This is a genomic window from Methylomonas paludis, from assembly GCF_018734325.1.
Classification (GTDB): Bacteria; Pseudomonadota; Gammaproteobacteria; order Methylococcales; family Methylomonadaceae; genus Methylomonas; species Methylomonas paludis.
On sequence record NZ_CP073754.1, the window covers coordinates 1,299,851 to 1,314,393 of the forward strand.

Sequence of the window (14,543 nt, forward strand, 5' to 3'; positions counted from 1 at the left end):
ACGTTTATTTTGATCAAGAATGCCTAAGCGTTTTTTTCGGTTTTAGCTTCGGCCACCACATCGTATAAGGCGATGGCTTTTCTAAGAATTTCGGTTTTTGTGGTGTGATTGGCAGTAGCCAATTGTTCTAGCCGTTCGTTTAATTCGGGTGATAAGTTCAAACTAAGGCGGACAGAGTGCGGATGTTTTTTTATTCTATTGCTATGTTGGTTGCCGGCCTAACCTGATACCCGGCATGATTAAACTATGCAAGTTCCTGCTTATCAATTACAAATCGGTTTGAACGAATTACCGCAAGCACGTCAGGACAGTAATGCCGGGCCGGCGGATTTTCTGGGTGCGACTCAGGCGGCTTTTACTGATCAGGCCGGTGCAGTGGCGCAGCGTATTGATCATGGTTTGGCGGAATTGTATTCCCAGCAATTGCAGGAAGCCAATGCGGTGCGGGTGGAGGATGCCCGCAATCAAACTCAGAGCACCATCAACACTTTATTATATGGACAGGATGGCGCGTTGACCCAGCAGGGAGCGGTGGCTATCCAGGGCCACGATGCTGTATTGCAAAGTCTGGATCAGCATATTGCCGAGGTCAGTACTGGTTTGGCTAATGATGAGCAGCGCCAGCAATATCAGCGTTGGGCTGCTGACGCCCGGCAGCAGGCTGCCGGTTTACTGGTGCAGCATCAGGGCCAGCAATTTAGAGTGTATCAGCGCGGGGTGGGTTTGGCGACGATTGCCGCCCAGCAGCAAACCATGGCGCTGAATTATAATAATCCCGACTTGCTGGATGCCGGTGTCAGCGCTATTCATCAGGCGGCTGTGAATCTGGCCCGTCTGGAAGGCTATCCGGAAGCTTATGGCGCCGTCGAGGCCGGCAAACAGGCTTCAGCCGCCTTGCAGGATGCGGTGCATCAGGCTGTGCAGCAAGGTGATGCGGCAAGCGCCGGCATGATATTGCGCCAATTTTCCGGGCGGATGCAGGCTGAAGACCTGCTGTCCAGCCGTCAGCAACTGCAAAAGCTCAATGATGCCACTACTGCCGGTCAAGTGGCCGCTCAGGTGATGGTACAACTGGCTGACCGGTTTGACTCGACCGATTTCCAGCGCTTGCGTCAGGTGACACTGGCTGACCCGGCACTGAGCAATACGGCATTGACCAGTTATCAGGCGGATACGGCCAAACGGGCTGGTTTGCCCTGGCAACCGGAATTGCTGCAGGGCGATGCCGCGCCCACCGATGCCGCCAAGGCCTATCGTCAGGCACTTGCCGAAGCTGATTGGCGCCAGCAATTACAGACTTTTCACGGCGATGCCCAACAAGCCTGGGCCGCCATGCATAGTGGTGCCGGGCCGGTACAGCAGGCGGTGGCCCAGGCCGCCCGGCAGGGTGGTGACTGGTTGGCATTGTTGCCGCAGGCCACCCAGCGTTATGTGCAACAGAATCAGCAGGCGTATGCGGCTGGTGACGGCCAGCGCAAACCAGCTACTTTGCTTGAGGCCGAGACCCTGGCTTTACAGCATTTGGGTGATGCAGCCGGGCCGCAGTTGCAGCGGCTGGTGCTTAATGAAGTTGGCCGGCAGTTTCATAGCCGGAAATTGGCGGTACAGAATCAGCAGGATCAGAACCGGGCGCAGGCTATCCAGTTGTTGCGCCAGAATGGCGGCGATTATGCCGGTTTGCCGGTCAGTGTCCAGGCCGCGCTGTCGGCTAAGGATAGTCAGCGCCTGCAGAATTTCGCTGCCGGTGTGGCGGCAGATCAGCCGCAGCAGACCGACTGGCGTTTGTATTATCGTTTGCAGAATGATGATAAATTACTCAGCAATACCCTATTAGCCGCTTATCGTGATCGCTTGCCAGACCAAGCGTTTAAGCAGTTGCAAAACCGCCAGCAGCACTTACAACAGGGTGGAGATATACCGGAGCAGGTGCCGGAGCGGGATGTTTTGCAGCGCTATATGCGCGAAGCCGGTTTGAATCCGCAGCCGCCGGCCAGTGATCGTGAGGCGGTCAGTGCCGCCGGGCGCATCTGGGCAGCCTATAACAGTCGTTTGGCGGCGGCCCGTCAGCACAGCGGCAAGCCTTTGAGTCACCAGGATATAGAGCAAGTGGCCGGCCAGTTGTTTGACGGTGTGCAAGTACAGGGTTTGTTGTTCGGCCATCGTCAGAAACCGGCGGTACTGGTGGATTGGCGCAAGGACCAGGTGGAGGTGCCGGAGCAGGATCGGGCGCAGATTGTTGCGGCTTTACAGGCGCTGAGACCGGCGCAGCCGGTTACTGAGGATCAGGTGTTTTATTATTATCTGCAGCATAAAGGTTTGTGGCGGGAGGCGGATTAAGCAGAGCTGAGCATTTATAGGCGATATCTGGTAAATCGTCGCGAAAACGTGTATAAAATCAAGCTTTCAGCGCAGGTAGGGTGAATTCGCCGCTAGGTAATCCACCGTCAACACCTCACAGGCTATCCGGCGTTTTGCTATCGCGAAAACGCCCTACGTGGGTTGCATCGGCTTATTGGGTGCCGGTACGTTCGCCGCTAGGCAATCCACTTTAAACACTCGCGTCTTACTGAACAGATAGTTTGCCGTGCGGATGATTTTCGCCTTGGCCGCTATGTTGGGTGTCGGCTTAACTCGGCACCCTGAAAACCATGCAAACAGCGGCTTATCAATTACCCATCAGGCTGAAATTCTCAGCAGTGAATCTGGACTCTAGGCTGGAGCGGATATTTTATTATCCACAACAAAAGGAAGTTGGGCATGGAGCCGATTAATCCGTATTGGCAGGCTATCCAGGGCGAGGCCGCCCAGAATTTACGTTTATCTTTGCAGGGCGCACTGGGCAAACAGCCGGATCAGGAGGCGGAGTTGCAGCATCTGGCCCGGCGTTATCAATTGCCGGTGGATGCCGTCAGGCAGCAACGTGACAGTCTGCAACGCCGTGCCAGTCTGGATAATCTGGATTATCAGCAACTGGTGCAGCATAGTCCGGTTACCAGTGGCTTTTTAAGCCAGCCGCAGCAGGCCGCTATCGGCCATGATGATATTGCTAATCTCACGGCGCTGGAACAGGCGCTGCGTTTTGGTCAACATTCGGCTCAGGCTTTATTGTCCGGGGTGTTTGGTTTTGGGGAAGGCGTGGCCGGTCAGGCAGAGGCAGGCGCGGATTTGTTCAGCCGTTATGTGACCGGGCCGCTGGCCGGGCCAGTATTGCCGGTAGATATCACCGCGCCGGTGGCGGCAGCCTTTCGGCAAATCCGCCGCAGTCAGCGTGATTGGCGCAATTATTTAACACCGCCGGCACAGGGTAATATGCAGGCCGGTTATTATGCCGGTTTGCAGTCACTGAGCCAGAATGTGTTGACCTGGCCGCTGGCGCTGGCTACCGATAATCCAGGGCTGGCTCTGCGTAGTATGGCCGGCAATAGCGGTGGTCAGGCTTATGGTCAGGCCCGTGATCAAGGTTTGGAGGCACCGCAAGCCGCATTATACGGTGCGGGAAATGCTGCCATTGAATATGCCACCGAACAATTGCCGCTGCACAGCCTGTTTAAGGATGTCAAAGCCGGCACGCCGTTTTTTCAGTTGTTGACCCGGCAGTTGGCTCAGGAAATTCCGGGTGAGCAAGCCGCGACGGCTTTGCAGGATTTGAATGAATGGGCAGTGTTGCATCCGCAGCAGACCTGGCAGGATTATCTGGCTGCCCGACCCGATGCGGCTTGGCAAACCCTGGTGGCGACGGCGGTAGCCGGTGGCGGCCAAACCGGAATTCTGCATGGCGCTGAGGCTTACAGCCGGATGCGTCAAAACCAGTATAGCGCAGCCGGCCGACAGGCCGAGCAGTTGCAGGTCATTAATGGTCTGGCGGCAGCCAGCAAGGTATTACCGCGTGATCCGCAGGCCATGCAGGATTTTGTCGCAGCAGTGACTCAGGATCAGCCGGTGCAGCATGTGTATGCCGATGCGCAAACTCTGCAGCAATCCGGCCTGGATAAATGGCTGAGTGCGATCTTTCCGCCGGCGGCCCGGCAAATGGCCGATGCCCTGGCGTCAGGCGGGGAAATCAGGATTCCGTTGAGCGATTATGTCAGCCGGGTGGCCGCTGTGCCGGCTCTGGCCCAGGCTTTGCGGGCACATTTGCGGGTTGAGGGTCAGGCTTTCAGTCAAGCTGAAGCCGAACAGTATCACAGCCGCCATGCTGAAGAATTGCAGGCAGAAGTGCAGCGTCAATTGGATTACCAGCAGTTTGAATACAGCATGAAATCCGCCACGGCGGCTGTGCAAACCCGCTTACAGGCGGATTTTGCCGCTGCATCGCCGTTTAGCCGGCATGTTAATGATAATTATGCCGCTCTGGTCAGTCATTTTTATCAGGTGCAGGCCGAGCGTTTTGGGATCAGCCCGGAACAATTGTATCAGCGTTATCCTTTACGGTTGGCATCTGATGCCGGCGATGGGCAATCACCGGCTGGAGCAGACCGCTCTGCCACTGTGCCGCGCGGCAGTTATCGGCCTGATGATTACACCATCACGCTGCATCAGGCTGCCGATTTATCCACGTTTTTACATGAAGCGGCGCATTTTTTTCTGGATGTGCAGTTTGGCTTAAGCCGGGAGTTACAGGCCGGTACCACTGAGCCGGTGCTGGAGGCCGGGACTGATCAGACTGACCAAGCCGAGCAAAGTGCGGCTTTGCATAGTGGTCAGCAACAGTTATTGGCGGACACTCGGCTGTTGCAGGATTGGCTGGGTATTGCCGATACCCGGGATTGGTTTGCTCAGGATTTTGAACAGCGCCGCCGCCACCATGAACGCTTTGCCCGGAGTTTTGAAGCTTATCTGTTTGCCGGGAAAGCGCCATCCTTGTCGCTACAGGCTTTGTTCGAGCGGTTTCGGGCCTGGTTGTTACATATCTACACTAATCTGAAAAATCTGGGCGGAGCGGCGCCGGAACCCATACGTGGCGTATTTAGCCGCATGTTGGCCAGTGCCGAGGAAATTCGGCTGGCCGAGCAGGCCAGAGGCATGCGTCCCTTGTTTAAATCGGCGCGGCCGGCCGGGATGACGGCCAGCCAGTTTAGCACCTATCAGGCATTGCAGCGTCAGGCTGGGCAAGCCGCTAATGCCGCCTTGCAAAAGCGGGTGTTGGGCGATATGCAATGGTTAAGTACGGCGCACAGTGAAATTTTACAGGCCTTGCAGGATCAGCATCAGCAGTTACGGGTTGGGCTGAGCCGCACGATTCAGGATGAGGTGTTGAGCCATCAGCTGTATATGGCCTGGGATATATTAAGTGACCCCAATTCGGATGTGAAGCTGTCTGAAACAGAAATGCGGTCTCGCGGTATTGATCCGGAGATTATCGGCCGGCTTGGCCGGCTGGGTATGACGACGGCTCAGGCCGAATGGCCGCTGGATGCCGTGGCGGAATGGTATGACTTTAGTTCCGGCCCGGCCCTGATCAACGCGCTGGCCAATGGGTTACCGCCGCAGATTGCCATGACCCAGGCCCTGGATTGGCATATGTTTCAGAATTATGCCGAAATCAACGACAGCACCGAGTTGCGCCGCGCGGCCTGGCGGGCTTTGCATAACAGCCTGCGCGGAGAAGTGCTGGCTATGGAAGCCGTTGCTCTGGCGCAGCTCGGCGGGGAAATTCCGATCCTGGCAGCCGATGTGCGTGATTATGCCCGGTCTGTGGTGGAAAACACCACTTTGCGTCAATTAAGGGTTGGTCAATATATGTGGGCTGAGACCAAGGCGGCGCTGGCTGCTGAACGGGCCTGGCAGGCCGGTGATGTGCAGCAGGCTGCTATTGCCAAACGCCGGCAGCTGATTAACTTTTATGCCGCCGAAGCGGCATTTCAGGCCGAAGAGGTGCTGAGCCAGGCGCTGCATTATTTTCAGGGCTTTTATAATGGCCATCATGAATTACCGGAGCAGACGCTGGCGATGCTGCATGAGACGTTGAGCCGGGCTGGGGTGGCGGCGCAGATGGCTTTGCCGGACGACTATGATTCCTTGATAGAATGGGTGGCCCGTCAGCAGAGCCTGGGTTTGTGGCCGGAACCGCCGGCGCAGTTTGTTGGCGTCAGCTTACCCCGTTATCTGGATATGCCGGTAGTGCAATTTAAGGCGTATGTAGATTTTATTCATACCATCCAGCATATCGCTGAATTGGAGGCTGCCCAGCATTGGTGGCAGCCGGGCGGCACAAGCCGATTGCCGGTGCTGCAGCAGCAATTGATGCACAGCATTCGGGATGCGTATAGCTTGCCGGAAGCCATGCACAGGCCGGCTTTGCCGCCCTTGCGCAATATGCCTTTGGCGGCCAGCCGCATCGCCGATTGGGTGGGCCGGCTGGATGCCGGCGATCAAAATGGGCCGTTTCGGCGCCTGTTTCTGGATACCGCGTTGCGTGCCGCTCACCAACAGGGACAGCGCTTGGCGGAGCAGTTGCCGGAGTTAAGCGCGTTACTGGATAATTTACTGGGTGGGCAACAGCCGGAAGGCAAGGGCCAGTATTTTCCCAGTATCCAGCGCAGCCTGACCCTGGAGATGCGGGTGATCCTGGCTTTGCATACCGGCAATCAGGGCGGTTTACAACATGTGTTGGCTGGTGAAGGTTGGACAGCGGCGCAATTAAATCCGGTGCTGGATAGTCTGAGCGGCGCCCAATGGCAGCAGATTCAGCAGGTCTGGGATTTTTTTGCCCAGTTCCAGCCGGAAATCGCCGCTCGCCACCGCCGTTTGTATGGCGTGGAACCGCAATGGCTGACGTTGCTGCCGCGCCGTATCCGTTTGCACAATGCCGGGGTGGTTGAGGAGCTGACGCTGGCCGGCGGTTATTATCCTTTGCATCTGCATCCGCTGTACCATAAGCCCGGCCCGGATCAGGATATGACTTTGCTGACCCGGCTGAGTTTTTTTCAGCCCTTGCCCGGCAGCAGGCGCCAGCGCTGGCCTTTGTTATATTCGGTGTCGGAGTTGTTCGACGGTCTGAATGCCATTATTCATGATCTGAGCTGGTATGAAACCTGGTTGGGTATGCGTCAGCTTTTGCTGTATCCGCCGTTGCGTGCAGAGATGACGCAGCATTGTGATGATGAAAATTGTCTGGGCGAGTTTGAAGAATATTTGCAGCAAATTGCTGCCGGTAGCCGCCGGGTGGCTCGCGAAGCCGGTTTGGCTTTGGCGCGTAGTCAGCAGTACGGTTTTATGCTGAGTATGGGGGTGGCGGTGATGGAAACGGCTTTTCAACGGGTGATAAATAAAGCGGTGTTACAAAATATCGAACCCGAGTGGCTGGCCGGCGGTATTTACGCCATGCTGGATAATCCACAGTTATTGATTCCGGATATTGCCTTTAAGTCGGATCAGTTCACCGACCGTTTATTTGCCCATATCTTTCATTTGGGTGATCGGGAAAAACGTCAAGCCAAACAGATTCCCGGTTATACCCCCAGTTTGCCGGATGCCATTGCTCAATTGAGCATATCCTATGCCCAGCTTTGTACCGAGATGATAGTCTGGTGGGCGGTATATCAGCGGGCGCTGCATAATGGTGCTAATGTTGAGCACAGTAGCCAGCTGGCTGACGATTTTTTAGCGGCGCATTTACCGTATAATCGTAAACAGCCTGCTACGCCGCTACTCAAACGCCGGGTGGCGGAATTTTATGACTATGCCCGTACCGGTTTGGGCCTGGGTATGGGTCAGGGTGTCAGTGAAGATCAGCGCGCCCAGCTATTGGCGGAATATTTATGTCGTTTCTCTTTGCCGCTGGTGTTTGTGCCTTTGTTGCAGCGCAGCTTGCCGGAAACCTTGGACAAAGCCGGTTGGCAAGAGCTGAGCCGGGTGGCGCTGGCTCACGATTTTGGTGAATTATTGCCGGTGCTGGCGGTGTATAAAGCTTTTAATGCCAATATTCAGTCGCAGGCCAATCTGCGCAAGGTGTTGAAGCCGGAGGATTTTAGCCATTTAAAAACCGCCGGTCTGGAGCGAGTGCTGGATCCGGGCAGTAAATCCCTGGTACAGTTTTTACTGGACACCACTTTTGACAATAGTTTTTGGTATGCCGTCACGGCACGGATGGGTTGGGCAAAGCCGAATGAATAAGCAATGAAATGCAGATAAGTCAGATAAATACTATAGCCGAACTAAGTGCCGCCGACTGGAATGCCCTGGCCGGGCCGGCCTATCCGTTTATGCGCCATGAGTTTTTGCTGGCACTGGAACGCAGTGGCGCGGTGTCTGCTCAAACCGGCTGGCAGCCCGCACATTTGCTGGTCACAACCGGTGGGCAGTTGCAGGGGGTGCTGCTCTTGTATTTGAAGCAGCATTCCTGGGGCGAATATGTATTTGATCAGCAATGGGCTCAGGCTTACCGCCAATACGGGCTGAACTATTATCCCAAACTGGTTTCGGCGCTGCCGTTTACCCCTTGTGCCGGCCCCCGGCTGTTGCTGCAGCCGGGTGTTGAGCGGATGCAGGTTTGGGGTTTGCTGATGGATTTTATTAAACAGCTGGCGGTTGAGCGGGGGCTGTCATCCTGGCATTGTCTGTTTCCGGAAAGCGCAGATTTGGCCTGTTTGCAGGCTTTGGGTTTGAGTATCCGCGCCGGCGTGCAGTTTCAGTGGTTTAATCAGGCGTATCAACAGTTTGACGATTTTTTGGCCGGTATGACCGCTGCCAAACGCAAAATGCTGAAACGCGAACGCCGCCGGGTGGCCGAACAGGACATACGTTTGCAACGGATTGCCGGGCCAGACATCAAGCCGGACCAATGGCGGCTGTTTTACCGGTTTTATGCCGATACTTATCTGAAGAAAGGTTCCCAGCCCTATCTGAGTCTGGATTTTTTTCTGGAGATTGCCGCCACCATGCCGGAATATCTGCTGCTGGTGTTGGCCGAGCGTGAAGGTGGTTATATAGCTGCAGCGCTGAGTTTTACCGGTGCGGATACTTTGTATGGCCGCTATTGGGGGTGCGCTGATGAGTATGATGCCCTGCATTTTGAGGCTTGTTATTACCAGGGGCTGGAGCATTGTATCGAGCAAGGCTTGGTCCGGTTTGATTCCGGCGCACAGGGCGAGCATAAAATAGCCCGTGGTTTTGCGCCGGTGCCCACCTATTCGGCACACTGGCTGCAAGACCCGCGTTTTGCCGCAGCAGTGGCGGATTTTGTGCAACGCGAACAACTGGCGCTTGCCGATTACCGGCAGCAGGCTCAGAGCTTATTGCCATTTCGGGTGGCATAACCATCGCCAACGCCAAACAAACACCTCTTAAACTGATTTCTTTAAAACCAGCAGCCGGTTGTTGGCCGGCATGGCGTAATCCGCCTCCAAACGGCAACCGGCAGCGCCGGCTAAAGCCAAAATATCTTCCTGATGTTTGATACCGCTTACCGGATTTTGGTTTTTCAGCCAGACATCAAAATTGGCGTTGCTGGGGCTGGTGTATTGGCCCTGGTAATTGAACGGGCCGTACAGGCAAATTAAGGCTTGATCATTAAGATACTCGGCCAGTCTGGCGAACATTATTGCCACCTCGGCCAGGCTCATGATATGCAGGGTATTGGCACTGAATAAAGCGTCTATGCTGTTGCAGGGCCAGACTGGATCAGTTACATCCAGTGCTAAAGGCGGCAGCAGATTGTTTAAGCCGGCTTCGGCCTGCCACAGGCGGATGCCGTCCAGATTGACGGCGCGATCAGTGGCTTGCCAGTGGATGTGCGGCAAGTGTTCGGCAAAATAACAGGCATGCTGGCCGGTACCGCTGCCGATTTCCCACACGGTTTGTGCCGGCTGGTAAACTTGGCGCAGGATGGCAAGGATGGGCTGTTTGTTGTTTTCGCAGGCTTGAGAATAGGGTTTGGCAGACATGGGCTGGATTACGGAGCGGTGATAAGCCAGACAAAGTGAGCGATTCTGGGTGGGTTAAAATTATCGCTGACGGATAGGTTAACGGTTTGGGTCTCGGCTGTCGTGGGAGTCCCGGCGATCAGGCCGGTTTTAGGGTTGATGCTTAAACCATCCGGGAGATTGGTGGCGCTAAAGCTTAAGGTGTCGCCTTGGGCATCCCTGGCTGATAGGCTGAGATTGACAGGCGTGCCCACAACGGTGGTCTGTTTGCCAGGCACCAGAAGACTGGGCGGTGGATTGTCCTGTGAGGCAAACAGGCCGTACACGGTAATCTGTCGGGACAAGGTAGGCGCATACACTTTGCCGTTGGTGACGACCGGTATATTCCAGACATCGTAATTGCCGAATTTATCGGATAGGTAGTGTTGGGAGCTCCAAAGTTCATTTTTCAGGTTTTCGGCATCCAAAGCCCGGATCACACCTTGATTATTACTTGCAGATATTCTTGAGGCTGCCCAGACGATACCTGTGCCGGATTGTCCGCCGTTGGCGGATAATGACAAGGCACCGCCGACGATGGCGTCTGAAACAGCGCTGGATAGAGAAACAGCTCTAGGGTTGATTGTTTGGCCATCAAAAGCATAGGCTTTGGCTGTCGAATTGGTGGGCATATCAAACAGCAGGCTGCCGCCCTGTGCGGCACTGCGTTGCCAATAGACCAGTCCGCTGAAGATTGCCCTGGTTTGGCCGGTGCCGCCTTTCCCAGTATTGAACACCTGCACTACCTGTTTGTCATTTTTTACCAGTTTGCCCAGATTATCCTTGTGCCATAAATAATAATTACCGTATTTACCGCCGCCGGCCACCAGCGAGGTGCCGGGTATCAGAAGTGGTCCGGAACTGGCCATATCCATATCCCACTTGTCGAGGTGTAACCAGTTGGCCGGGGTAAACCAGTCAACCAGTTTCAGATGCTGATGGGTGTCAAATTTTAATAGACTCTCGGTAAAGTTACTGATGCCGTCGTAAGCATTATTGGTTTTGCTGCTCCAGGAATTACCGACAAACAAATAGACAAAGCCATTGTCATCAACCATCGGTGCACGGCCTGATTGCCAGATGCCGCCACCGCGGCTGGCGGTGACAATAGGGGCGAATGCGCCGGTTTGTTTCAGGGTTCTAGCATCATAAGACATCACAAAGCCATTGCCGCCGCCGCTGTCCTCATTGAGCAAACTGAAAGCAATAATGATTTGACCATTGGCCAGCGCCAGTCCGGCGCGCTGGTTAAGATTGGTCGGGACAAAATTAACGGTTTTTCCGGCCGCTGTATACGATCCGGTCAATGTCACCGGGCTGCCGAATTTGTCCTGACCGGTGCTGATGTCGATGGCGTAAAGCGCGGCTTCCCGCTTTAGGGTGCTAAAGTTGTTAGCCACGACATACATAGTATTGGTGTTAGGGTCTATGACCGGTACGCTGAATATAACCCAATTTGGATAGCGGTCCTGTTTGGTTTCGGTATTCAGCGATCTAAACCAGAGCGGCGGGCCGCTGCTGTCGGCATCATAAGCATAGATACCGCCGCCGGAGCTTACGGTAAAAATGACATTGTGCACATAATGGTTAACCGTCAGGTTGGGTACATAAAGGGGTTGGGCAAACACCAAACCGTTAACCGGCATGGTAAACAGCAAGCCAAAATCAGCATGGTTAACATTAGAGGTGTTAAGGATGGTTTCCTGCAGATTCGCGCCGGTTCTATAATGGTCATAGCGGCTTTCGTAAATAGGTCTCGGGTTGGCATAGCCTTGGGCTAGAAATCCTGATAAGCAGATTACAGTTACAAAAGCAGTCAGTATCCGGAGTTTATTGTTGGAGAGGAGGCGGATTTTGTTCAAGTGTATGCCCTTAACATCTTAATATTGCAAGTATAACTTAGTAAGAGGCAATTGGGTGACTGGTAACATAGGCTAGCCGTCAATTATCGGGTTGGCCGGGCAGTCAGTGAGTCGCTATTTTTGCGAAAGCTTGTTTAGGGGCATCCCAGCCCCAACAAGCGGCAAAAATTACGCGACCGCTAATGCCTCCGGCGGCCCCGATTCGTCCTCCTCACCTCGTTCCGACCCAACAAGGGGTCGGAACTTCGGCTCCAAGTGACTTGACGGCGTTTCGCGATGCCTTGCAGGTTTTCTCCGCTTCGCTTCGAAAACCCGCCCGGCGCTACGCCTATCGGGGACTAAAAATCTTCGCTCCACTTACGTTCCGCTTCCAAGATTTTCAGCGAGCGTAGGGTGAAAACATGGCTTATTCTGGCCAGTTTAGCAAGTTGCCACTGGCTAAAGCCCGGCAGGCGGACTGCCGAGCTTGATTGGTGATTATGCCGGTATTGGGTGGCAGGTGTGACCGGTCATCAATAATAGCTTACTTGGTCACGTTGTTCAGCTTGTTATGCTGAGAATGATCGACTTCTTGACCGGCTTTTTGCTGATGTTTAGCCATCATCTCCATGTGATGCGCTTTCATGATTTCCAATTGCTGATCTTTCAGGGCCTGCTGTTTTTTCGGGTCGGTTTCCGCCAGAATTTTGTTGGATAAATCATGCATCTGCAGCATGTGCGCCTGCATTTTCTTCAGGTGTTCGGTCATTTTGGCCGGGTCGGCATCGTGTTGCATACCACCCATCATACTGCCCATCCCCATGCCGTGTTCGGATGGTTGCTGAGCATAACTCTGGCCGCTAAGGGCGCTTAATGCGGTGATCAATATAACTTTAGTTAGGGTTTTCATGGCAGGTTTCCTCAAAATTATTGTTATGTCCGGCTGTTACTGACAGTCGTGATTTTTGGGCAGGCACGGTAATACCGGGTCTGCTGTTAAGTAGACTGCCAGGTTTGGGATAGGTTCATTAAACCCTGATGAATTTTGGGGGATTAAATAGAATTTATACGGTATGTTTGAAATACGGTATGGATACCGGGAAAATCGGGTTTGGAAATAATGACACATTAAACCGATAGTGGTGGCTATTCTTGGTATCATTTTATGATAGCATTTGTTTATCAACTCAAAACATACTAAAACATTACAGGCCATCTATGCCAAGCCGACCTCAGCAAGTCTGGAATGAGCGAAAATCGAGGCATTATTGATGGCGCTGGGCTGCCAAGTTATTGAAGGTCGAAGTTCGCGAGTCCGCTTTGCCTACCAGGGCAGTTTGGTAGCATTTCATCGCCCTCATCCGGCCAAACAAGCCAAGCCTTATCAGGTTGAGCAGGCTCGGGATTTTTTAACCATTATTGGAGTTAAGCGAGGATTAGTCACTCATCCTGCATTTTAAATCTTGATAATGGTGTCGCTATAATGTGCCACTAATGGGTCGTGAGTCATTAAACGCATCGGCTCTACGATTGCCTGAGCCACAAGCATGCGATCGAACGGATCTTGGTGATGCAAAGGCAGTTCTTCAATGGCTACGGCATGTTCAGCCGAGACGGCAAGGAACCGATACCCTGATTCCTGAAAATAGCGCAACGCATCTTGACCGGAAACCGGCATGTCGCCGCGACCTAAGGAATGCTTGATAGCAATTTCCCAAACATTTGCCGCGCTTACCCAAACAGTCGTTTTAGGCGAGGCTATCAAGTGACGCGCCTTTTGCGATAATTTTGGACTATCTGTGATGGCCCATAGTGCAACGTGCGTATCCAAAAGCAGATTCAAGCTTGCTTCTCCCCCAGGAACAACAGAGCCACTTCTTCGTTATGAGCATCTATGTTGTCAGGAACTACAAACAAGCCTTTTGCGACGCCAATCCGCATTCCGATCTCGATAGTCTCCAGTGGCACAAGTTTGGCAACCGGGCGACCATTCCGGGCAATTACGATTTCACTCTCTTGCCCTAGCTCAATGGCTTCTACTAAACGAGAAAGGGAGGACTTGGCTTGTAACATATTAACAGTTTGCATTACGCTCTCCATAAATATATTAGTCTAGTCTGGCTAAGGCTGAAAATCAAGCATGCATCTATTTTTTGGCTCAAAATTGACACTAAAACTATGCGAACGGCTGCTTTGTTAATTCGAAAATGAATGTTTATAAATTTTTTTAATGATGTGGTTACACTAAACCGGACACACAACTTAAAGTAGGGCCGTAGGCTGGGTAGAGCAAAGCGACACCCAGGTGCGCCTGTGAAGGCGCATAAACAGCATGGTGAAAGTCCATGTCGGAGAATGCCATAACTCCGTAATCAAAAGTAACTGCGTCATCGCGAGGTGGGGTGGAGAGCAACTGGAGATGAAAGACCAGTCCGTAGGAGACGAACTCGATTCGGCGGGATGTTGCGGCGAGCACGCCTGGGTACTGCGAAGCCTGAAAATTATCACCTACGTTGACGTGGCGCGGAAAGAAAAAAAACGATATGTGGGCGCATCAAGTGGTTGGAGATGGAATGGTCGGAAGTTTATGCGAGATAAACAGGGATACCTGCGGGTGCGAGAGAACACCGGCAGGAGTCAGAGCCTTCATAGTACCGTAAGCTGTGAAACTGCTCAGGGTCAGCAAACCTAGGAAACTGGGTAACGAGAAAGAGGAAGCCCCTCCAGAACCTAAAACCAGAAACAGTGATGACGCATGGGACAACATAACCCATGCTAGGGAAGGAAGGTAGGAAAGTAG

Annotated in this window: 10 protein-coding genes; 4 read left to right on the plus strand and 6 right to left on the minus strand. The window is 53.5% G+C overall.

Annotated elements, in window-relative coordinates; genetic code table 11:
• Window positions 1-23: 23 nt before the first annotated feature.
• Complete coding sequence (locus KEF85_RS05970) at window positions 24-161, minus strand: ribbon-helix-helix domain-containing protein (RefSeq protein ID WP_215583996.1); 138 nt, start codon at window positions 159-161, stop codon at window positions 24-26.
• An 85-nt stretch (window positions 162-246) separates the two neighbouring features.
• Here KEF85_RS05970 and KEF85_RS05975 point away from each other — a divergent pair, with 85 nt between their 5' ends.
• From KEF85_RS05975 to KEF85_RS05985, 3 genes are all read left to right on the plus strand, one after another.
• A complete protein-coding gene (locus tag KEF85_RS05975) occupies window positions 247-2,337 on the plus strand; it encodes a hypothetical protein (protein WP_215583997.1) in 2,091 nt (696 codons plus the stop codon).
• A gap of 420 nt (window positions 2,338-2,757) precedes the next feature.
• Window positions 2,758-8,115 carry a hypothetical protein gene (locus KEF85_RS05980; RefSeq protein ID WP_215584007.1) on the plus strand — a complete coding sequence of 1,786 codons (5,358 nt, stop codon included), beginning with the start codon at window positions 2,758-2,760 and terminating at the stop codon, window positions 8,113-8,115.
• Window positions 8,116-8,123: 8 nt separating this feature from the next.
• Window positions 8,124-9,257 carry a GNAT family N-acetyltransferase gene (locus KEF85_RS05985; protein WP_215584010.1) on the plus strand — a complete coding sequence of 378 codons (1,134 nt, stop codon included), beginning with the start codon at window positions 8,124-8,126 and terminating at the stop codon, window positions 9,255-9,257.
• A gap of 27 nt (window positions 9,258-9,284) precedes the next feature.
• Here the strand turns inward: KEF85_RS05985 and KEF85_RS05990 are convergent, their stop codons facing one another.
• The 3 genes from KEF85_RS05990 to KEF85_RS06000 form a co-directional block, all read right to left on the minus strand.
• Window positions 9,285-9,884, minus strand: coding sequence for a DUF938 domain-containing protein (locus tag KEF85_RS05990; protein ID WP_215584012.1), 600 nt, complete (start codon window positions 9,882-9,884; stop codon window positions 9,285-9,287).
• Window positions 9,885-9,892: 8 nt separating this feature from the next.
• Window positions 9,893-11,764: an Ig domain-containing protein gene (locus tag KEF85_RS05995; protein ID WP_215584013.1), complete on the minus strand. Its 1,872-nt coding sequence runs from the start codon at window positions 11,762-11,764 to the stop codon at window positions 9,893-9,895.
• 523 nt (window positions 11,765-12,287) lie between these two features.
• Complete coding sequence (locus KEF85_RS06000; protein WP_215584015.1) at window positions 12,288-12,653, minus strand: hypothetical protein; 366 nt, start codon at window positions 12,651-12,653, stop codon at window positions 12,288-12,290.
• Between the two features lie 346 nt (window positions 12,654-12,999).
• Between KEF85_RS06000 and KEF85_RS17080 the strand changes: the two genes are divergently transcribed.
• Window positions 13,000-13,203 carry a type II toxin-antitoxin system HicA family toxin gene (locus KEF85_RS17080; RefSeq protein WP_425515595.1) on the plus strand — a complete coding sequence of 68 codons (204 nt, stop codon included), beginning with the start codon at window positions 13,000-13,002 and terminating at the stop codon, window positions 13,201-13,203.
• Here the strand turns inward: KEF85_RS17080 and KEF85_RS06010 are convergent.
• Together KEF85_RS06010 and KEF85_RS06015 are read right to left on the minus strand one after the other, a co-directional pair.
• Window positions 13,200-13,586, minus strand: a complete 387-nt coding sequence (locus tag KEF85_RS06010; protein ID WP_215584019.1) for a type II toxin-antitoxin system VapC family toxin — start codon at window positions 13,584-13,586, stop codon at window positions 13,200-13,202. The two genes, KEF85_RS17080 and KEF85_RS06010, sit on opposite strands and share 4 nt — an antisense overlap.
• Entirely contained in the window at window positions 13,583-13,831 is a 249-nt protein-coding gene (locus KEF85_RS06015; protein WP_215584029.1) for a type II toxin-antitoxin system Phd/YefM family antitoxin, read from the minus strand. Before KEF85_RS06015 ends, KEF85_RS06010 begins: the two co-directional genes overlap by 4 nt.
• Between the last annotated feature and the right edge of the window lie 712 nt (window positions 13,832-14,543).